Source organism: Bacillus sp. CBEL-1, from assembly GCF_004348885.1.
In the GTDB taxonomy this organism is placed as follows: domain Bacteria; phylum Bacillota; class Bacilli; order Bacillales; family Bacillaceae_H; genus Priestia; species Priestia aryabhattai_A.
Genome location: NZ_SBIM01000003.1, coordinates 178,680 through 197,998, shown reverse-complemented (window position 1 = coordinate 197,998; position 19,319 = coordinate 178,680). Strand labels below are relative to the sequence as shown.

The following is a 19,319-nucleotide window of genomic DNA, read 5'->3' as shown; positions in this document are numbered from 1 at the left end:
TGGAGGAAAATAGAATGACTTTATATAAAGATGACAGCATTATGCTTCATACGGATTTGTATCAAATTAATATGGGTGAAACTTATTGGGAAGATGGCATTCATAATAAGAAATCAGTGTTTGAGGTATTTTTTCGCAAGCTTCCATTTGGAAACGGCTATGCAGTGTTTGCTGGGTTAGAGCGCATTATAAATTATATTGAAAGCTTTCGTTTTTCAGAATCAGACATTATGTATTTACGTGAAGAAGTAGGATTTAAAGAAGACTATTTAGATTTTTTAAAAGAGCTACGCTTTACAGGGAATATTCGCTCAATGGTAGAAGGAGAACTTGTGTTTCAAAATGAGCCTATTTTACGAATTGAAGCCCCCCTCATTGAAGCTCAGCTTGTTGAAACAGCTATTTTAAACATCGTCAATTATCAAACGCTAATTGCTACAAAAGCTTCTCGAATTAAACATGTAGTTGGAGAGCAAATAGCAATGGAATTCGGTACTCGCCGCGCTCAGGAAATGGATGCAGCAATCTGGGGAACAAGAGCGGCATACATCGGTGGATTTCAGGCCACGTCAAACGTGAGAGCAGGAAAGAAATTTGGTATTCCAGTGGCAGGAACGCATGCGCACTCAATGGTTCAAGCTTATAAAGACGAGTACGTAGCGTTTCATAAATACGCTCGCCGCCATAAAGACTGTGTATTCTTAGTTGATACGTATGATACCTTAAAATCAGGCGTGCCAAATGCTATTAAAGTTGCACAAGAATTAGGCGATAAAATAAACTTTCGAGCGATTCGATTAGATAGTGGAGATTTAACATACCTTTCTAAAAAAGCACGGCAGCTTTTAGATGAGGCTGGATTTGTTGATACAAAAATCGTTGCTTCAAATGACCTTGATGAAGATACTATTATGCATTTAAAATCTCAAGGTGCTCAAATTGATATGTGGGGTGTTGGTACAAAGCTTATTACGGCATATGATCAGCCGGCATTAGGTGCTGTATACAAGCTTGTATCTATTGAAGGAGACAGCGGTGAGATGGTGGATACAATTAAAATTAGTGCTAACCCAGAAAAAGTAAGTACACCAGGTTTAAAGCGCGTATATCGTATCATTAATAAGCTGAATGGACGATCAGAAGGAGATTACATTACTCTTGAGGGTGAAGATCCACAAAGTGAGGAAAGGTTGAAAATGTTCCATCCAGTTCATACGTTTATCAGTAAGTTTGTAACCAACTTTGAGGCGAAAGAACTTCATCAAGATATTTATAAAAATGGAGAGCTGGTGTATCAAACACCAAATTTACAGGCGATTCAGCAATATGCAGAAGATAATTTAGAGTTGCTTTGGGATGAATATAAGCGCACGAGAAATCCAGAAGAATACCCGGTTGATTTAAGTGAAAAGTGCTGGGAAAACAAAGCGCGTCAAATAAATGAAGTGCGTAAAAAAGTTTCGTCCAAATTAAATCAAGGTTAAAAGGGGATACTGAAGATGGAAGAAAACAAGTGGAACGAGCTAAAGCAGTTAAATAATACGAAGCAACTTAATCACCTTACTTCACCGGGAGTGAAGATTGGAATATATGGTTCATCTTTTGATCCAGTTACTAATGTACACTTATGGACCGCATCAACCGTAGCTCATCGTAAAAAGCTTGATTATATTATATTTCTTCCATCTTCTAATAAACGCACAGATAAACGCTTGCAGACAACAGATGAACATCGCGTTGCTATGATTCAAAAAGCTATTTCAACTAATCCTAAGTTTTTATTAGATACTTATGAACTAAACGTATTACCAGGTTATCACTACACATACTACACAATGGATTATTTTAAAAAACTTTTGCCAAAAGCAAGTTTTTATTTCATCATGGGGGCAGATTTACTGATTGATATTGCGGATGGTAAATGGAAAATGTCAGAAGAGCTTGTCAGTGAAAACCAATTTATTGTCATGGCTCGAAATGGCATTGACATGTTACAAGCGATTAGTCGTTCACCTCTTTTACGCAATTATGATGATGGTCGCTTTCAGCTCTTAGATAAAGGATTAGCCATGGAAATTAGCTCTACTTATATCAGAGAAGAATTCGCTAAAGGCGGAGAGCCTCGCTATTTATTGCCGGACGCATGTTACGACTATATTAAAAATCATCATTTATATAAAAGATAAAATGAGAAATTGAAAGGAGCTTATTATGACAATTCAACAGCAAATTATGAAAGAACTAAATGTTTCTCCAACAATCACTCCATCAGAAGAGGCTCGTAAACGTGTTGATTTTTTGAAATCGTATGTGAAAACAGCTCATGCAAAAGGATTTGTGTTAGGGATTAGTGGAGGTCAAGACTCAAGCCTAGCAGGAAGGCTCGCTCAGCTTGCCGTTGAAGAACTTCGTACAGAAGGCTATGAAGCAAAATTTATTGCGGTTCGTTTGCCGCATGGAGTTCAAAAAGATGAAGACGATGCGCAAGCGTCTTTGGATTTTATTAAGCCTGATGAAACAATTACATTTAATATTGAAAAAACAGTCACATCGTTTTCACAAACTTTTAATGAAGCAGCTGGTCATGAATTAGGAGACTTTCATAAAGGAAATGTAAAAGCACGAGTTCGTATGATTACACAGTATGCAATTGGTGGAGAGAATGGATTATTGGTAATAGGAACAGATCATGCTGCTGAAGCAGTCACGGGATTTTTCACGAAGTATGGAGACGGGGGAGCGGACGTCTTGCCGTTATCTGGGTTAACAAAGCGCCAAGGAAAAGCACTATTAAAAGAACTAGGTGCAGATAAGCGCTTATATGAGAAGATTCCAACTGCAGATTTACTGGATAACAAGCCAGGCCAAGCGGACGAAACGGAATTAGGCATTAAGTACGATGAGCTGGATGATTATTTAGAAGGAAAAGAAGTGACACCTGAAGTAGCTGAAAAGATTGAGAAGCGCTACCGCATGACCGAGCATAAGCGCCAGCTACCGGCAACGATATTTGATTCATGGTGGAAATAACAGAAATAGCAAAAGGAGCTCTAGTAGTAGAGCTCCTTTCTTAGGATTATTCTTGCACGGCTTCAAGCAATAAATCGACGAGGTGAACAGCCCTTACTTTTGACGATAATCCTTCTCTTTCAATTCCCAGCTTCATTTGAAGCAGGCAGCCAGGGTTAGCTGTCACAATTGTTGTAGCTTGCGTAGCCACAGCACTTTTCATTTTTGTATCAAGGATTTGCATAGACATTTCGGATTCAACAATGTTATAAATACCAGCAGATCCACAGCAGCTATCTGCGTTTTTCATTTCGCGGTATTCTACATTAGCAATCGCTTTTAATAACCTTCTAGGTTCACTTGATGTTTTCATAACGTTTCGTAAATGACAAGAATCTTGATACGTAATCACCTGTTGAGGTAATGAAAGTTTCTTGTTGAAAAATTCAAGGTCGACAAGAATGCTGCTTATATCTTTTAGTTTACTTGAGAACGTTTGAGCACGCTGAGCCCACTGAGGATCATCTTTTAACAGGTGATCGTAATCAATTAAAAAGGCACCACAGCCTCCTGCATTTGTGATAATGTAATCTACATTCAAATCTTCAAATGCTTGAATGTTACGTTTCGCGAGCTTTTTAGCTGCATCTTTTTCACCGCTATGGCCATGTAGAGCCCCGCAGCAAGCTTGATTTTGAGGAATAACAATTTCACAACCTGCAAGCTGAAGAAGCTTCATCGTAGCGTCATTTGTTTTCATGAACATCGTATCCATCAAGCAACCGGAAAAAAATGCAACGCGTTTTTTGGTTTCATTTTTTGCAGGTAGGTGTGTAGGGCGTTCTTTCATCTCTTTTAAAGTTGGAACAGTAGGTAACACTTTTTCCATTGATGCTAGGTTATCTGGAAGCAACTTTAATATCCCTGTCGAACGAACAACACGTTGTAAACCAGAGCGCTGATAAAAGCCAAGTAACCCCGTCATGTTTTGCATGCGGTTTTGATGAGGGAACAATCCCTCAAACACCACTTTTCGAACGGCTTTTACAGGAATGGAATGCTTTTTATTTTGATTAATAATATCCCTTGCTTCCTCTAATAAATGTCCATAATTGACTCCTGAAGGACATACAGGTTCACAAGCTCTGCAGCCAAGGCACATGTTTAAGGATTTTTCTACATCTTCATCAGGTTCAATAATCCCATCGACAACAGCTTTCATGAGCGCAATTCGTCCTCTTGGAGAATGTGATTCTTGAAAACCTGATTCAATATAAGTAGGGCAGGTTGGTAAGCAAAACCCACAGCGCATACAGTTTAATAGTTCATCTTCGTTCATTTGTTCTTTAAATTGTTTTTGGATAAGCTCTCGCTCTTTTATTGTTGTCATCTTGAAATCACCACCCGTTTTCGCGAGTCTTTAGCAAAGATTTTACCAGGGTTTAGAATGTTATTTGGGTCTAGAGAGGCTTTAATGGCTTTCATAGCAGCAATCCCTTCTTTACCTACCTTGAGTTCAAGGTAAGGGGCTTTCATGACTCCAACTCCGTGTTCACCAGTAATGGTGCCCCCAAGTTCAATAGCTTTTATAAAAATTTCTTCAAAAGCTTGTTCGACACGCTCAATTTCTTCATGGTTTCGAACATCGGTTAAGCATGTGGGATGAAGGTTGCCATCTCCGGCGTGACCGAATGTACAAACTGTTAACCCATATTTTTCAGCAATTTCATTAGTAGCCACAACCATTTTAGCAATTTCAGATCTTGGAACCGTTGCGTCTTCTAGAATCGTCGTGGGTTTTAAACGAGCCAAAGCTGAAAGGGCAGACCTTCTTGCTGTACGCAAATCATCCGCTTCTTTTTCCGAACTAGCTACCTTTACCGATAGGGCATGCTCTCTTTTACAAATAGCAGCCATGCTACTCATATCTCGCTTGACGATATCAATCGGTCCATCTTGTTCAATTAAAAGAACAGCTTTTACATCGGTAGGGAGGCCAATTTTTGCAAAATCCTCTACAACTTTCAACGTTGGCTGATCTAAAAATTCAAGAGTGGTCGGAATAATTTTATTGGCAATAATCGTCGATACGGATTTTGCTGCAGCTTCAAGGTCTTGATAAAGGGCAAGCATTGTCATTTTCGCTTCAGGCATTGGTATTAGTTTTAAGATTGCTTTTGTAATGATTCCAAGAGTTCCTTCTGAGCCGACAAATAAACGTGTTAAATCGTAGCCAGCCACATCTTTTGCCAGTTTTCCTCCGGTCTTAATAATATCTCCATTGGCAAGCACCACTTCAAGGCCTAACACATAATCGCGCGTAACTCCGTATTTAAGTCCGCGAAGCCCACCTGAGTTTTCATTGATGTTGCCACCAATTGTAGAAATTTTCATTGAGCTTGGGTCTGGAGGATAAAAGAGTCCTTTTTCTTCAACTTGGTGGATAAAGTCTAATGTAATGACTCCAGGCTGAACCGTAGCTGTTAAGTTTTCTTCATCGATTTCTAGCACTTTGTTCATATGTTTAAATAAAAGAACAATTCCACCTTCAGTTGGACAAGTACCAGCACATAAGTTTGTACCAGATCCTCTAGGTACAATCGGGATATTATGTTGATTGCATAGCTTTACAATAGCTACTACTTCTTCAGTATTTTTGGGTGCAATAACGGCATCGGGCAGCGATTGAAATTGAGGCGTAGCGTCGTAGGAATAAACGAGTCGTCCGGCTTTTGAGTCATCATAATTATGGGCACCGACAATGTCTTCAAAGGATTTCTTTAGTTCAATAGGTATCATGATTATAGCTCCTTTTAAGTAAACAAATTCTTATTTTTATGATAAGAAATAAAAGAAGGATTAACTATAGTTAATCCTCTAAAATGTAGCGGTTATTTATCTGATATAGTTGGTTATTCATCTAAAAATAAGAAAGCGAGATGGAAAATGAGCAAGTCCTCGGTATGACGAAGGTTTAGTCCAGTTAATTCTTCGACTCGCTTTATGCGGTAGTGTAACGTGTTGATATGAATATGCATTGTATCTGCTGTAGCTTTAAAGGATTGATTCTTTCTTAAAAACGTCTTAACGGTTTTTACTAATTCTTGGTCCTTCATAACCTGGGAAATGGTTCTGCGTACAAATTCAGCCTTTGTTTCTTTCTTTATATCCTTTAACAACATTTCAAGGCGAAGGTCATCATCAAATATAATGGAGGCTGATTTTTTGGCAGTATTCAAAGCTCGTTCCGCTTCGTGGAAGGATTGATGAACTGACTTTGGGGAAGCAGGTTGTCCAATTCCAATTGCGACGCTTAGCTGATATCTGTTTTGAAGGTAACTACTAATTTGTTTAGCAAAGTAAAGCGTACGTTCTTTTGTCTTCTTACCAGCTTGTAAAATAACAAAGCGCTCATTTCCCCAGCGAACAAACACATCTGTATTATTCTTATCGAAAGTTTCCATGAGCTCTTTTAAAATTTGATTCGTCATCATGTCTGAACAGTGGCCAATCAACACTTGTCTTTCAATTGAAAGGTCGATGCCAATTAGCTCGCCTTGATGAATAAATTCTTCGCTCCAATCAGATTTTTGCACCCAGTCGAAAACAAATGCTTCAAGTGCCCGTGCTTGCCATTCAAGCTGTTCGGAATAGTAACGCTCGTTCATCATTAATTCGGTCATTCTTTTTAAAATTTCTGCATAGGCAGATACGCGTTCTGGGTTACCTGTAATTCCAATTACACCAGCAATTTGGTTTTGAAAAAGGATTGGAAGGTTAATACCTGCTTTGACGCCTTTTAAAGTCGCTTGATCCTCTCGAGTAATAATGAACTTTTTCTTTTTTTGCGTGCAAATAAGAGCTCCCTCATGAAATGTATTTATTCGGTTTTTATCCGTGCTGGCAATAATCATGCCAGACGTATCAGCTACAATTAAATCTTCATGAATTAGATGATTGATTTCTGAAATGATGCTATCTGCTAAGGATGCTATCATCATGCATATTCCTCCGTTCGGTTTCTATCACTAGTGTAGCATAGTGGGAGTGAAGAGCTAGTAGTGTAATGAAAAGAGGATGAAGTAAAATTTCTCGCATTTGAGCAAGCGGGCTTCATCTTTATCTTAATCTTGCAAACAAGAAGAGACTCTAAAAGAGCCTCCCTCTAGTTTTATTGAGCCGTATATCCACCGTCAATAACGACAGCTTGACCGGTCACGCCTTTTGCTGCATCACTTGCTAGAAAGAGGGCGTAATCGGCAATTTCACGTACATCTAATAAACGCTTTTGAGGAACGAGCGGATAAATTACTTCTTCAAGTACTTTCTCAAGCGCAACGTTTCTTGTACGAGCTAAGTCTTGTAATTGATTGCGGACAAGAGGTGTATCCGCGTAGCCGGGACAGATAGCGTTAACGGTCACACCATGTTCAGCACCTTCTAGCGCAGCTACTTTTGTTAAGCCAATAACTCCGTGTTTTGCACTGTTATAAGCAGCTTTCCCTGCAAAGCCAATTAAGCCATTTATAGACGCCATATTGATAATTCGGCCAAATTTTTGCGCTTTCATAAGAGGAAAGACATGCTTAGTAGCAACAAATGGTGCAGTCAACATAATCTTTAGTAAGAGTTCAAATTTTTCAGTTGGAAATTCTTCGATTGGGGAGACGAACTGCATGCCTGCATTGTTAATTAAGACATCAATTCGGCCATATTTTGCAGATGCTGCTTCAATCATTGACTTAATATCATCTTCATTCGTTACGTCCGCTTTTACACCGTAGACGTCATACCCCTTTGAAGAAAGCTCTTGCTCTGCTCTTTTTACACCATCTTCATTTAAATCAGTCAAGATAACCTTCGCACCGTTTTCAGCAAAACGCTCACCGATTTGAAAGCCAATACCTTGAGCAGCCCCTGTGATTAAAACAACCTTATTCTTAACCATTATTCATTCCTCCCACACGTTTTATATAAAACGCTTACTTTTTTATTTTATCAAAAGAATAGACTGATAGAAATATAATTACATTTCAAAAAAGGAAATTTTCTTTGTTTGAAGAATATAATACAAGTTCATAGAAAGTTGACGTAGAGATAAGTAGGCAATAGAAAGAAGGTTTTTTATGCAAGCAGTAGTAAAGTTACAAACTAAACAAGAACAAACTATTTATCGTATTTTATTCGCTATCAGCTTAGGTCATTTTTTAAACGACTGCATGCAGTCAGTTGTTCCAGCGCTTTTTCCTATTTTAGAAAAATCCATGAATTTGAATTATACGCAAATTGGCTGGATTGCATTTGCTTTGAATATGACATCATCCATCATGCAGCCGGTATTTGGTATCTTTGCAGATAAGAGGCCACTCCCGTTTTTATTACCAATTGCAATGTGTTTAAGTCTAGTCGGTATTATTGGTTTAGCGCTAGCACCTAACTTTTATTTTGTCTTAGCGTCCGTACTATTTATTGGATTAGGATCAGCCATTTTTCATCCTGAAGGCTCGCGCGTTGCCTATATGGCTGCTGGACAGAAAAGGGGACTAGCTCAGTCCATTTACCAAGTAGGAGGTAATACGGGTCAGTCAATGGCTCCTTTGTTTACCGCTTTTATCTTTATTAGCTTAGGGCAGTTTGGCACGATGTGGTTTACAATCTTAGCAGCAGTTGGAGTTGCAACCCTTTACTACGTATCAACGTGGTATAAGCAAGAGCTGATTGTTCGAAAACAGTTGCAAAAAAAACAATCAGTAAACGAAATGAAGGTGACAAAAAAATTAATGTTTGCCATTGCTTTATTAATTTTTTTAGTGTTTGCTCGTTCATGGTATGGAGCAGGAATTTTGAATTATTTTCAGTTCTATTTAATTGAAGCATATGGAGTAACGATAAAACATGCACAAATCTACGTCTTTTTATTTATGATTGCAGGGGTGTTTGGGACTTTTTTTGGGGGACCTTTAGCAGATCGTTTCGGAAAGCGAAATGTTTTGTTGGTATCCATGCTTGGATCAGCACCATTTGCACTTATGCTACCGCACGTAACGCTTGGTGTAGCAGCACCGTTGTTATTGCTTATTGGTTTTATCCTTCAGTCTAGTTTCAGCGTTACCGTAGTTTACGCTCAAGAATTATTACCTGGAAAAATCGGTCTTGTTTCAGGACTTATCGTGGGATTAGCGTTTGGAATGGGAGCGCTAGGAGCCGTTATATTTGGAAAGTTAGCGGATATATATAGCTTGCAATTTATTATGCTGTTTTGCAGTATCCTTCCTCTGCTTGGAATTCTAACGTGGTTATTGCCAAGTGACAAGGAAGTAAAACAGATGAATAGCGAAGTATAAAAGCCGTCAGCATTACGCTGTCGGCTTCTTACCATTCACAAATTTAAGAAAAACAAATCCAGAAGGATAAATTTTTGAATCAATTAACGAAAGAGGCGTGTCGGCTACGTTTCCTTGGAAGAGAGGGATGCCACTTCCTAGCAATATAGGTTTTTGGAAAATCCAATACTCATCAATTAAGTTTTCATTTAAAAACAGTGCATTTAGTGATCCGCCACCTACTAAAAAGATATGTTTACCTGGCTGCTGTTTTAAATTGATAACGGTATCGTGTACTTCTGTAGGTGAGATGAACGTTACATCTTCAGAGTTGCCGCCTTTTTTTGTCGTTACTACAAATACTTCTTTTCCTTTATAAGGAAACTCGCCAAAGGTTAATACTTGTTCATATGTGTGCCGCCCCATGAATACAGTATCAATGCTTTCATCGAATTCATTATATCCATAATCTTCATTTGTTTCATTCTCCACTAGCCAATCAATTTTTCCGTCTTCACGTGCAATAAAGCCATCAATTGTAGTTGCAATATATAAGATTACTTTTCTTGTCATTTCATGTTCCTCCTTAGCAAACCGCTATTATATTTTACCCGCTTCGTGTATGATAATAACACTTAAATACGTCAAAATCTGTCATGGATAGGTGAATAATATGAAAACCAAAAGGTTATTTGAAGTGATGTTTTACATCAATGCGAAGCGCTATTTTACTGCCAGGGAAGTTGCAGAAGAGTTTAATATGTCTGTGCGAACTGTTCAGCGCTATTTGTTGGATTTACAGGAACTAGGGGTTCCTTTATATGCTGAAAAAGGAAAATATGGCGGCTATCGTGTTTTGAACAATCGCGTATTGCCTCCTTTATTCTTTTCTGAGGAAGAAGGGAAAATGATGTATTTTTTACTTGAAATGATTACTCATTATCCTACAATCCCATTTCAAGTAGATGCTCAAAGTGTAAAAACCAAGTTTTATACTCATTTACCTGCAGATGTCAGAAATCAACTAGAACAAATAAATGATTTTGTTGTATTTTTAACGCCAAATCGTTCAGAGGAAGCCCCCTTTTTAAAAGACTTATTGTTATCAGCAATGAAGCATAAAAAAGTAGCGATTCAGTATGAAAGTAAAACAGGGATAAAGGGGCATATCGTTAAACCAATTGGTATTTATGCACATGAAGGTCTATGGTATTTTCCAGCTTATAGCTATAAAAAAGAAAAAATCCTGCTTTTTCGTGCAGATAGAGTTAAAAAAATTGAGCACTTAGGTGAGGATTTTACGGAATCTCTAACGTTAAAGAAATGGTTAGCTCAAGACTATGTTCCCAAAAAGGCTCTATTGTTGCATATTGAAATGACAAAAGAAGGCGTGCGGTTAGCAAGTGCAAATCCTAGTTTAGGGCCTCATATAACCATAAATAACGATGGAACGGGAACAATAAAATCAGTAATTGGTCGAGATGACCTTGATTTTACGGCAAATATATTACTGAATTTAGGATGCTATGCAGAAGTAGTTGAACCAAAAGAATTAAGGGAGTCCTTAAAAAAGAAAGCAACTGAAATTGTAAATATGTATACATAAATGACTAAGCAAAATAACGGACGAGAAAGCCTCTTTCTTTTAAAATAAAAGCAAAGGAAGTGATATCAATCATGATTTTAAGCGTATTAGATCAGTCTCCAATATCAAGCGGCCAAACAGCAAAAGATGCGCTTGCTCAGACGGTACAGCTAGCAAAGTGGACAGAAAGACTAGGATATCATCGCTTTTGGGTAGCTGAACATCATAATACAAATGGGTTGGCAGGTTCTTCGCCACTTTTATTAATGACTCATTTGGCATCTCAAACAAGTTCGATTCGAATTGGCTCTGGAGGCGTACTTCTCCCTCAATACAGCCCATATAAAGTGGCTGAAGACGTACAGTTATTAGAGAATTTGTTTCCAGGGCGAATTGACTTGGGATTAGGTCGATCTCCAGGAGGCGATGCACTAACGAGATTAGCATTAACAGACGGAGTACGAAAAAGTCTGAATGAATTTCCACGTCAAATTCAAGCGCTACAGGGACATTTGCTGCAAAACCTTCCTGAAAATCACCCTTATTACGGGGTAACAGCTTATCCCAAAAGTGATACTAAGCCTGAGATGTGGCAGTTAGGAATTAATAAACGAGGTGCGCGAGCAGCTGGGGAACTTGGAGTTTCCTTTACATTTGGACACTTTATCTCCCCAATCGGAGGAAAAGAAGCGCTGAAACACTATCGGCAAACATATGTTCCATCAGACTATCAGCAAGTGCCTCATACGAACGTTTGTGTATTTGTCGTATGTGCTGATACAGAGGAGGAAGCGGAACAACATGCCAAAACGCTTGATGATTGGTTGTTGAAAGTAGAAAAAGGAAAAGATACAAAGGTTTCTTCTATCAATGAAGTTAATCAGCGTGTGTATTCTGAATATGAGCAACAAAAAATAAAGAAAAATAGAAGTCGAATGATTGTAGGGTCTCCAGAAACTGTTCATGCTAAGTTGTTGCGTTTACAAAATGAATATAATAACGATGAGTTTTTAATCATTACTAATATTCACGATTTCCAAGCGAAGCTACACTCTTATGAACTGATTAGCAAAGTGTTTCAATAACATAATTACAGCCTAGAACGTTCATACTATACTACTGACTAGTAGGTAGGAGTGATTATATGAATTTAGAAGATATTGATCTGTCTAAAAAGATTTCATCTAAAAAAGAATATAAAAAAAAGCTAAAATCTTTGCAGCTACGCTTATTGCGATTAGAACACATTATCTATATGGAAAAGGTACCTATTATATTTGCGTTTGAAGGGTGGGATGCGGCAGGGAAAGGGGGAGCTATTAAGCGTATTACACAAAAGTTGGACCCCCGAGGCTTTCATGTGTATCCAATTAGTGCACCAACTGATGATGAACGCAGTTATCACTACCTCCATCGGTTTTGGACGAGGCTGCCACACGCTGGACAAATAGCTTTATTCGATCGTTCTTGGTACGGTCGCGTACTTGTCGAGCGAGTTGAAAATTTAATTTCAACAAGTGAGTGGGGAAGGGCTTACGAAGAAATCAATCAGTTTGAGCGTACGTTAACAGATAACGGCTATATTGTAGCGAAGTTTTGGTTCCATATTAGCAAAGATGAACAGCTCAAGCGCTTTAAAGAAAGAGAAGCAGATCCTTTTAAACGCTGGAAGTTAACGGAAGAAGATTGGCGTAATCGAAACAAGTGGGACGAGTATGAAGAAGCTGTAGAGCATATGTTTAAATACACGAATACGAATCAAGCACCGTGGTTTGTTATAGCAGGTAATGATAAGCAATATGCGCGAGTTAAAACCTTAAGCATGATGATTTCTTACCTTGAACAAAAACTGATGGAACGGGGAATTCGAGTATAAAAAAAGGTGACGAACATTCGTCACCTTTTTAAATTAAGCATACATACCTTTTAGTTGTTTTTGTAGTTCAGTATTTGCTAGGTATTCGTCATATGTTGTTTGCTTATCAACCACTCCGTTTGGCGTGATTTCGATAATGCGATTCGCAATTGTTTCAACGAACTGATGGTCATGAGATGTGAAAATCATTGCACCTTTATAGCTCATCAATCCATTGTTTAATGCCGTAATTGACTCTAAGTCTAAGTGGTTGGTAGGGTCGTCTAAAAGAAGAACATTTGAACCACTTAGCATCATTTTAGAAAGCATGCAGCGAACCTTTTCGCCTCCGGATAATACGTTGGCTTTCTTTAATACCTCTTCACCAGAGAATAACATTCTTCCTAGGAATCCACGAAGGAAGCTTTCGCTTTCATCTTGTGGTGAGTATTGGCGTAACCACTCAACTAAGTTTAAATCGCTATTCTCAAAGTACTCAGAGTTATCTTTCGGGAAGAAAGATTGAGATGTTGTTACACCCCACTTAAATGTACCGCTATCTGCTTCCATTTCACCCATTAGAATCTTCATAAGCGTTGAGTTTGCAATTTCGTTACGACCAACTAAGGCAATTTTATCTTCTCGATTCATCGTAAAACTTACATTATCTAGTACCTTAACACCATCAATAGTTTTTGTTAAACCTTCAACTCGCAGTACGTCATTTCCAATTTCACGCTCTGGTGTAAAGTTTACGTACGGATAGCGACGAGAAGATGGACGGATATCGTCTAACGTAATTTTATCAAGTAGTTTTTTACGAGATGTTGCTTGTTTTGATTTTGACGCATTGGCGCTAAAACGAGCAACAAACGCTTGAAGTTCTTTAATTTTTTCTTCTTTTTTCTTATTAGCATCTGATGCCATTTTTTGGGCAAGTTGGCTAGACTCATACCAGAAGTCGTAGTTACCAACGTAAACTTGAATTTTACCAAAGTCTAAATCTGCAATATGTGTACAAACTTTGTTTAAGAAGTGACGATCATGGGATACAACGATTACTGTGTTTTCAAAGTTAATTAAAAACTCTTCCAACCACTGAATTGCTTGAATGTCTAAGTTATTCGTCGGCTCATCTAGTAGTAAAACATCCGGTTTACCAAATAGGGCTTGAGCAAGTAACACTTTTACTTTTTCACTACCTGTTAGCTCAGACATTTTTTTATCATGAAGATCTTCGGAAACGCCTAAACCTTTTAAAAGAATTGCAGCTTCTGATTCAGCTTCCCAACCGTTAAGTTCAGCGAATTCACCTTCAAGCTCAGCTGCTTTCATTCCATCTTCATCAGTGAAGTCAGCTTTCATATAAATAGCATCTTTTTCTTGCATCACTTCATATAAGCGAGCGTGACCCATAATAACGGTTTTTAATACTTCGTACTCTTCGTATTCGAAATGGTTTTGTTTTAAGACCGCTAGGCGTTCGCCTGGTCCCATATGTACATCACCAGTTTGTGACTCGAGTTCACCAGATAAAATTTTCAAAAATGTTGATTTTCCAGCACCGTTCGCTCCAATTAATCCGTAGCAGTTACCAGGAGTAAACTTAATGTTTACATCTTCAAATAACTTACGGTCTGCAAAACGTAGGCTTACATTACTAACTGTAATCATGTATGAGCAATCCTCCAAATTCAATATCTATCAAATTATATCATTCTTTCTTTACAAGAGCGATATCAATAGCAATAAATTGAACATAAAGTGTACATGAACAAAGAAATAACGTCAAGGAGGCTACGTCATAACGAAATGATTCCTTTTAAGAGGGAAATCATGACTTTTCTAAAGGCTTTCGTTTGGAAAAAAAATTTCGCTCTGTTGTGCGACTGGTTCTGAATTTTTCTTCTACTTTCTGGAGAAGTGGAATGTCTTACGCTTCATTCCACTATTTATTTAAGTTGTTTTTGATAAAAGTAAAAAATATCCGAGCAGTTGCAAATTAATTTGCAATCGCTCGGATATTTTATTGACTGAGGTAGGTATATCTCAACCTTATTCAAAGATATAAGCTAGTGCACGAATCGCTTGGTCTGGTGTTTCAACAACTACTTGTGCTTTGTTTGAAAGTTCTTTTAAAGGATGGTGCAACTTTTCTGGACGAACAAGAATAAGCGGCTTGTTTAATGCAACGGCTGTAGCAGCATCCATTGCGCTATTCCACTGCTTGTATTTTTCACCGAAAAGCGCAATGACTACGTCGGATTTCTTAAGCAGTACTTCTGTACGCAAATTATTAAAAGCTGAAGCTGCTTCATCTTTTAAAACAGCTGAGTCTTGTTTACCTAAGATTACTTCGCCGATATTATCCGAGCGATCATGGTCGGTCATCGGTCCTACAAACGTAATTGGGAGCTTTAAGTCTTCAGCTTGTTTTTTAATATCGTCTCTCCAATTATCATGAATTTGTCCTGCTAAATAAACGACTAATTCCATAACGGCATCCCCTTTATAAAGAAATATATGTATATATAGCTTACCAAAAAAAACAAAGATAAACGAATAGTTTGCTTTAATCTAGACAAATACCTTAAAACAAGGAAAAATAAAAGACGGATTACATAGAGGAAAGGATGAACATGATGTCAGAGAGAGAGGTACTACAGGTACATGGCGTCACGAAAAAGATTGGCAGCAAGATTATTTTAGATAACGTATCATTATCTGTGCAAGAAGGAGAAATCTTTGGGCTACTAGGCCCAAATGGTTCAGGTAAAACCACGCTTATTCGAACAGTTGTAGGTTTAGTAAGTTCAACAGGGGACGTTATCATTAACAATAAAGACCTGCGCAAACAGTTTAATGAAGCTGTAAAATCAATTGGGGCAATCATCGAAAATCCAGAGTTTTACGGATATTTAACTGGTTATCAAAATCTTAAGCATTTTGCACGGATGCATGGTGTATCTGCAAGTCGCATTGATGAAGTAGTAAAGTTAACAAGATTAGAAAAAAGCATTCATCAACCCGTAAAAACGTATTCACTAGGGATGCGCCAGCGTCTCGGTGTTGCACAAGCTATTTTGCACAAGCCCTCATTGCTGCTGTTAGATGAGCCTACTAACGGCTTGGACCCAGCAGGAATGATTGAGTTTAAAGCATATTTAAAGCAGTTGTGCAAAGAAGAAGGTATTTCCATTCTTATCGCTAGCCATTTGCTGAAAGAAGTGGAAGCTTTGTGTGATCGCGTAGGAATTATTCAAGAAGGTAAATTACTATCTGTTCAAGAATTGGCTAATCGTAATACGGCAGAGAGGGTAACAATTGTATTTGCAGTTAGCGCGTTAGAGCAAGCGGAAAAGCTGCTTTTAGCTAAAGGTTATACTTGTGTGATAAAAGAAAATCAGCTTTCTGTACAAGCTCAACCGAAAGAAGCTGCTACTATCAATAAACTGCTAGTGGAAGAAGGCATTGAAGTGTACCAAATTACCCCAATTTATGAATCGTTAGAACAATCGTTTATGTCTGTTACGGGAGGAGATTTCAATGCTTAATTTAATACAAAATGAACACATGAAATGGTTTATGAAGAAAAGCACGAAGGTCGTATTTTTAGCACTTGCTGTTTTAACGCTTGGTATGGCTCTTGTAATGAGGGCTATTACGACGAATGCAGGAATTACAGAAACGCTGCCAGGCTTTGTTGCTTTCACTTCAAACTTCTTAGTTATTGTCCAATTTTTTGCTGTAGCTGCTGCAGGATCAATTGTTGCGTCTGAATTCGAAAAAGGAACGATTAAACTTTTGTTAATTCGTCCCAAGAGTCGCTCAACTATTCTTTTATCGAAATACCTGACTAGTATTTTGATTAGTTTATACTATTTGGCTGCCTTCTTTTTCTTTTCAGTCATTTGGGGAGCTATCTTCTTTTCAGGAGAATCTTTTAGTGGTCAAGAAGCGCAAGGGATATGGATTGCATACGGCGTTTCATACCTTGAAACCTTTATGATGGTTGCTTTTGCATTTATGCTATCTTCGGTATTCCGAAATAGTGCATTAGCCGTTGGTCTTAGCATTGTTGTTGGAGTAGGAGCAAAAATGCTTGCTGGAATTCTATCTGAGTTTCAAGTGCAGTGGGGAATTATTTTACTGTTTGCTAACACGAATCTTAGTCAATATATGGAAGGGAGCCAAACTTATTTCCCGGGCATGACCCTACCGTTTTCTTTATTTATTATTATAGCTCACCTGATTTTCTTTGTAGGAACGGCTTGGCTGTTTTTCCTAAAGCGAGACGTAGCGAACTGAAGTTTGAATTTTCTTTCTTTTTGTTTTTCTACAATAGTGTTTGACAAGGAAAGTAAAAGATATTACAGTAGTTAAGAGTTAATTTTGAATAATAAATTTAAAAAATATTATACTTCTTATCAAGAGAGACGGAGGGACTGGCCCGATGATGTCTCGGCAACTGACTCACAGAGTGCGGTGCCAAATCCAGCAAACAATTTTGTTTGAAAGATGAGAAGAGCGTATTCTTATAAAGAATTATAAGAGGGCCTCTTCTTGATGAAGAGGTCTTTTATTTATGTAAAGAGGTGTAAACATGGAAAAACAAAAAGAAAACGGCTGGGCACTGCTTCCGTTAGGAGTGTTTTTGGCTTTGTTTGTAGGCTCAGGGATTATTACAGGTGATTTTTATAAGTTACCTGTACTTGTAGCAATCATCGTAGCGGCTATTGTGGCATTAGCGATGAATCGAAAAGAAACGCTAAACGCAAAGGTAGAGCGCTTTGCTAAAGGCGCAGGACATCCGGATTTGATGATTATGGTCTTTATCTTTATTCTAGCGGGTGCTTTTTCGGAAGTAGCAAGCGGCATGGGAGCGGTTGATTCAACCGTTAATCTTGCTTTGTCTGTTTTGCCACAAAGCTTGCTTGTAGTTGGGTTATTCGTTATTGGTGCTTTTATCTCACTTGCAATGGGAACGTCGACTGGTACCATTGCGGCGCTAGCACCAATTGCAGTTGGAGTAAGTGCTGAAACGGATATTTCTGCAGCGCTAGCCGTAGCAGCCGTTATTGGCGGTGCGATGTTTGGAGATAATTTATCTATTATTTCTGATACAACAATTGCTGCGGTTCGTACGCAAAAGACAAAAATGAACGATAAGTTTAAAGTTAATTTTCTAATCGTATTACCAGCAGCAATTATTACAATGGTTCTTTTACTAGTAATGACGCTTGGAAATAATTCTAATATAGATGTTGAAAGCTTTAGCTTTGTAAAAATGCTTCCTTATATAGGCGTTTTGGTTGCGGCATTACTTGGGTTTAATGTATTGGCAATCTTGACAGGTGGTATTGTTGTAGCTGGGATTATTGGGTTGGCAGATGGAAGTTATACGCTAGCATCGTTTGCAAAAGCTATTACAACAGGAATAGGCGGTATGGCTGAACTCATTATTCTTAGTATCTTAATTGGTGGAGTTGTTGAACTGATTAAGCATAATGGAGGAATCCATTTCTTGCTTGGGTTGCTAACACGTAATATTAAAACAAGAAAAGGCGCAGAGTTTAGTATTGCAGGGTTAGTAAGCGCAACAAACCTTTCTACAGCTAATAATACAATTTCAATTATTACGGTGGGCTCTTTAGCAAAAGAGATTGCAGATGAATATGAAATCGATAATCGCAAGTCAGCAAGTATCCTTGACTTATTTTCATGTAGCGTGCAGGGACTTGTTCCATATGGAGCACAAATGCTTATTGCATCAGAGTTTGCAAAAGTATCCTCAGTTGAACTAATGCCATTCGCATTTTATCCGATTTTAACAGCGATATTTGGAATTTTAGCGATTGTTTTTAATTATCCAAGGCTAACTCGTAAACAACCTGCTAAAAAACAAATAGCGTAACGTTATCATTTTCATTAGGTGACATTAACCAGAAAGAAGGGTTGATGTCATCTTTTTTTAGGGTTAAAATGTTAGAAAATTGAAAAAGAGGTGAAGGGATGATTTGTTTTAAGAATCGAGTATTTCGCTCTGTAGAGAATACGGCTAACGGTGAAGTTTCTTCTCATACGACGTTTCGCTATGAGCAGGAAGGTAAAATTATTCATGCAACATATGAAGGTGGAGACACTTTATATGGGACGTTAGTGGGGACCATAGATGAAAAGAGCTGTCTTACATTCCGCTATCAGCATGTTAACAAAGCTTATAAAATTCGCGGAGGGACGTGTTTTTCTACACCGGAAGTTTTGCCAGATGGAAGAATTCGCCTGCATGAAGAGTGGCAATGGTTAGATACGGATGAAACAAAAGGTCAGTCAATCATTGAAGAGCTTGTACATAAATAAGTAGAAAAAGCGATAGAAGTTCTATCGCTTTTTTAAATCATAAAAATCATAAAAATCTTCCAGTTCAATCTCCTTCCATAAATCTGGTTTTTGATTTAAAGCTATCGCAGCTAGTAGAAGTTCAACTCCACATAAAATAAATAAAATAACCAATCCAAGCATCATTTATGACCACCTTCCGTTATAA

Annotated in this window: 19 protein-coding genes and 1 riboswitch; of the genes, 11 read left to right on the top strand and 8 right to left on the bottom strand. The window is 38.0% G+C overall.

The window, feature by feature from the left end:
• Window positions 1-14 precede the first annotated feature (14 nt).
• Genes EPL02_RS01160 through nadE form a run of 3 tightly spaced genes read left to right on the top strand, consistent with a single transcriptional unit; the run spans window position 15 to window position 3,030 of the window.
• Window positions 15-1,484: a nicotinate phosphoribosyltransferase gene (locus tag EPL02_RS01160; RefSeq protein ID WP_094909896.1), complete on the top strand. Its 1,470-nt coding sequence runs from the start codon at window positions 15-17 to the stop codon at window positions 1,482-1,484.
• A gap of 15 nt (window positions 1,485-1,499) precedes the next feature.
• Window positions 1,500-2,186 (top strand): nicotinate (nicotinamide) nucleotide adenylyltransferase, encoded by a 687-nt coding sequence (nadD, locus tag EPL02_RS01155; protein WP_094909897.1) that lies wholly within the window; start codon window positions 1,500-1,502, stop codon window positions 2,184-2,186.
• A gap of 25 nt (window positions 2,187-2,211) precedes the next feature.
• Window positions 2,212-3,030, top strand: a complete 819-nt coding sequence (gene nadE, locus EPL02_RS01150) for an ammonia-dependent NAD(+) synthetase (protein WP_131886822.1) — start codon at window positions 2,212-2,214, stop codon at window positions 3,028-3,030.
• Between the two features lie 46 nt (window positions 3,031-3,076).
• Here nadE and EPL02_RS01145 read toward each other — a convergent pair whose 3' ends face one another.
• The 4 genes from EPL02_RS01145 to EPL02_RS01130 form a co-directional block, all read right to left on the bottom strand.
• Window positions 3,077-4,399, bottom strand: a complete 1,323-nt coding sequence (locus EPL02_RS01145) for a (Fe-S)-binding protein (protein ID WP_094909899.1) — start codon at window positions 4,397-4,399, stop codon at window positions 3,077-3,079.
• Window positions 4,396-5,808 (bottom strand): glycolate oxidase subunit GlcD, encoded by a 1,413-nt coding sequence (glcD, locus tag EPL02_RS01140; protein ID WP_094909900.1) that lies wholly within the window; start codon window positions 5,806-5,808, stop codon window positions 4,396-4,398. The genes EPL02_RS01145 and glcD overlap by 4 nt, the downstream gene beginning before the upstream one ends.
• Window positions 5,809-5,921: 113 nt before the next feature.
• Complete coding sequence (locus EPL02_RS01135) at window positions 5,922-7,010, bottom strand: CdaR family transcriptional regulator (RefSeq protein WP_094909901.1); 1,089 nt, start codon at window positions 7,008-7,010, stop codon at window positions 5,922-5,924.
• 170 nt (window positions 7,011-7,180) lie between these two features.
• On the bottom strand, window positions 7,181-7,957 hold the full coding sequence (locus EPL02_RS01130; RefSeq protein WP_094909902.1) for a 3-hydroxybutyrate dehydrogenase: 777 nt from the start codon (window positions 7,955-7,957) through the stop codon (window positions 7,181-7,183).
• A gap of 178 nt (window positions 7,958-8,135) precedes the next feature.
• Here EPL02_RS01130 and EPL02_RS01125 point away from each other — a divergent pair, with 178 nt between their 5' ends.
• Window positions 8,136-9,353, top strand: coding sequence for an MFS transporter (locus EPL02_RS01125; RefSeq protein WP_094909903.1), 1,218 nt, complete (start codon window positions 8,136-8,138; stop codon window positions 9,351-9,353).
• A 12-nt stretch (window positions 9,354-9,365) separates the two neighbouring features.
• Here the strand turns inward: EPL02_RS01125 and EPL02_RS01120 are convergent, their stop codons facing one another.
• Window positions 9,366-9,905, bottom strand: a complete 540-nt coding sequence (locus tag EPL02_RS01120; RefSeq protein ID WP_094909904.1) for a dihydrofolate reductase family protein — start codon at window positions 9,903-9,905, stop codon at window positions 9,366-9,368.
• Window positions 9,906-10,005: 100 nt separating this feature from the next.
• On the opposite strand from EPL02_RS01120, the gene EPL02_RS01115 reads away from it, so the two are divergent.
• The 3 genes from EPL02_RS01115 (at window position 10,006) to EPL02_RS01105 (ending at window position 12,793) form a co-directional block, all read left to right on the top strand.
• Complete coding sequence (locus EPL02_RS01115; RefSeq protein WP_094909905.1) at window positions 10,006-10,938, top strand: helix-turn-helix transcriptional regulator; 933 nt, start codon at window positions 10,006-10,008, stop codon at window positions 10,936-10,938.
• A gap of 68 nt (window positions 10,939-11,006) precedes the next feature.
• A complete protein-coding gene (locus tag EPL02_RS01110) occupies window positions 11,007-12,002 on the top strand; it encodes an LLM class flavin-dependent oxidoreductase (protein WP_094910167.1) in 996 nt (331 codons plus the stop codon).
• Window positions 12,003-12,061: 59 nt separating this feature from the next.
• Entirely contained in the window at window positions 12,062-12,793 is a 732-nt protein-coding gene (locus tag EPL02_RS01105; protein ID WP_131886821.1) for a polyphosphate kinase 2 family protein, read from the top strand.
• A 33-nt stretch (window positions 12,794-12,826) separates the two neighbouring features.
• Here the strand turns inward: EPL02_RS01105 and EPL02_RS01100 are convergent, their stop codons facing one another.
• Window positions 12,827-14,446: an ABC-F family ATP-binding cassette domain-containing protein gene (locus EPL02_RS01100; RefSeq protein WP_094909906.1), complete on the bottom strand. Its 1,620-nt coding sequence runs from the start codon at window positions 14,444-14,446 to the stop codon at window positions 12,827-12,829.
• A 381-nt stretch (window positions 14,447-14,827) separates the two neighbouring features.
• Window positions 14,828-15,268 carry a YtoQ family protein gene (locus EPL02_RS01095; RefSeq protein ID WP_094909907.1) on the bottom strand — a complete coding sequence of 147 codons (441 nt, stop codon included), beginning with the start codon at window positions 15,266-15,268 and terminating at the stop codon, window positions 14,828-14,830.
• 146 nt (window positions 15,269-15,414) lie between these two features.
• Here EPL02_RS01095 and EPL02_RS01090 point away from each other — a divergent pair, with 146 nt between their 5' ends.
• The 4 genes from EPL02_RS01090 to EPL02_RS01075 all read left to right on the top strand — a co-directional run bounded on the left by EPL02_RS01090 (window position 15,415) and on the right by EPL02_RS01075 (window position 19,132).
• Window positions 15,415-16,326, top strand: a complete 912-nt coding sequence (locus EPL02_RS01090) for an ABC transporter ATP-binding protein (RefSeq protein WP_094909908.1) — start codon at window positions 15,415-15,417, stop codon at window positions 16,324-16,326.
• A complete protein-coding gene (locus EPL02_RS01085; RefSeq protein ID WP_094909909.1) occupies window positions 16,319-17,080 on the top strand; it encodes an ABC transporter permease in 762 nt (253 codons plus the stop codon). Before EPL02_RS01090 ends, EPL02_RS01085 begins: the two co-directional genes overlap by 8 nt.
• Before the next feature lie 113 nt (window positions 17,081-17,193).
• Window positions 17,194-17,297: riboswitch (SAM riboswitch) on the top strand.
• 78 nt (window positions 17,298-17,375) lie between these two features.
• Window positions 17,376-18,686, top strand: coding sequence for a Na+/H+ antiporter NhaC family protein (locus EPL02_RS01080; RefSeq protein ID WP_094909910.1), 1,311 nt, complete (start codon window positions 17,376-17,378; stop codon window positions 18,684-18,686).
• A gap of 98 nt (window positions 18,687-18,784) precedes the next feature.
• On the top strand, window positions 18,785-19,132 hold the full coding sequence (locus EPL02_RS01075; RefSeq protein WP_179289187.1) for an avidin-fold protein: 348 nt from the start codon (window positions 18,785-18,787) through the stop codon (window positions 19,130-19,132).
• Between the two features lie 21 nt (window positions 19,133-19,153).
• Here EPL02_RS01075 and EPL02_RS20720 read toward each other — a convergent pair whose 3' ends face one another.
• The gene (locus EPL02_RS20720) at window positions 19,154-19,297 is read right to left on the bottom strand and encodes a hypothetical protein (RefSeq protein WP_165932488.1); all 144 of its coding nucleotides are present in this window, start codon (window positions 19,295-19,297) and stop codon (window positions 19,154-19,156) included.
• Window positions 19,298-19,319: the final 22 nt, after the last annotated feature.

Bases quoted from the DNA above. Each gene is read 5' to 3' on its own strand.
- EPL02_RS01130 (WP_094909902.1), bottom strand. From the start codon at position 7,957: ATGGTTAAGAATAAGGTTGTTTTAATCACAGGGGCTGCTCAAGGTATT.
- nadE (WP_131886822.1), top strand. From the start codon at position 2,212: ATGACAATTCAACAGCAAATTATGAAAGAACTAAATGTTTCTCCAACA.
- EPL02_RS01120 (WP_094909904.1), bottom strand. From the start codon at position 9,905: ATGACAAGAAAAGTAATCTTATATATTGCAACTACAATTGATGGCTTT.
- EPL02_RS01125 (WP_094909903.1), top strand. From the start codon at position 8,136: ATGCAAGCAGTAGTAAAGTTACAAACTAAACAAGAACAAACTATTTAT.
- EPL02_RS01160 (WP_094909896.1), top strand. From the start codon at position 15: ATGACTTTATATAAAGATGACAGCATTATGCTTCATACGGATTTGTAT.
- EPL02_RS01115 (WP_094909905.1), top strand. From the start codon at position 10,006: ATGAAAACCAAAAGGTTATTTGAAGTGATGTTTTACATCAATGCGAAG.
- EPL02_RS01095 (WP_094909907.1), bottom strand. From the start codon at position 15,268: ATGGAATTAGTCGTTTATTTAGCAGGACAAATTCATGATAATTGGAGA.
- glcD (WP_094909900.1), bottom strand. From the start codon at position 5,808: ATGATACCTATTGAACTAAAGAAATCCTTTGAAGACATTGTCGGTGCC.
- EPL02_RS01075 (WP_179289187.1), top strand. From the start codon at position 18,785: ATGATTTGTTTTAAGAATCGAGTATTTCGCTCTGTAGAGAATACGGCT.
- EPL02_RS01090 (WP_094909908.1), top strand. From the start codon at position 15,415: ATGTCAGAGAGAGAGGTACTACAGGTACATGGCGTCACGAAAAAGATT.
- nadD (WP_094909897.1), top strand. From the start codon at position 1,500: ATGGAAGAAAACAAGTGGAACGAGCTAAAGCAGTTAAATAATACGAAG.
- EPL02_RS01135 (WP_094909901.1), bottom strand. From the start codon at position 7,010: ATGATGATAGCATCCTTAGCAGATAGCATCATTTCAGAAATCAATCAT.
- EPL02_RS01080 (WP_094909910.1), top strand. From the start codon at position 17,376: ATGGAAAAACAAAAAGAAAACGGCTGGGCACTGCTTCCGTTAGGAGTG.
- EPL02_RS01100 (WP_094909906.1), bottom strand. From the start codon at position 14,446: ATGATTACAGTTAGTAATGTAAGCCTACGTTTTGCAGACCGTAAGTTA.
- EPL02_RS20720 (WP_165932488.1), bottom strand. From the start codon at position 19,297: ATGATGCTTGGATTGGTTATTTTATTTATTTTATGTGGAGTTGAACTT.
- EPL02_RS01085 (WP_094909909.1), top strand. From the start codon at position 16,319: ATGCTTAATTTAATACAAAATGAACACATGAAATGGTTTATGAAGAAA.
- EPL02_RS01145 (WP_094909899.1), bottom strand. From the start codon at position 4,399: ATGACAACAATAAAAGAGCGAGAGCTTATCCAAAAACAATTTAAAGAA.
- EPL02_RS01105 (WP_131886821.1), top strand. From the start codon at position 12,062: ATGAATTTAGAAGATATTGATCTGTCTAAAAAGATTTCATCTAAAAAA.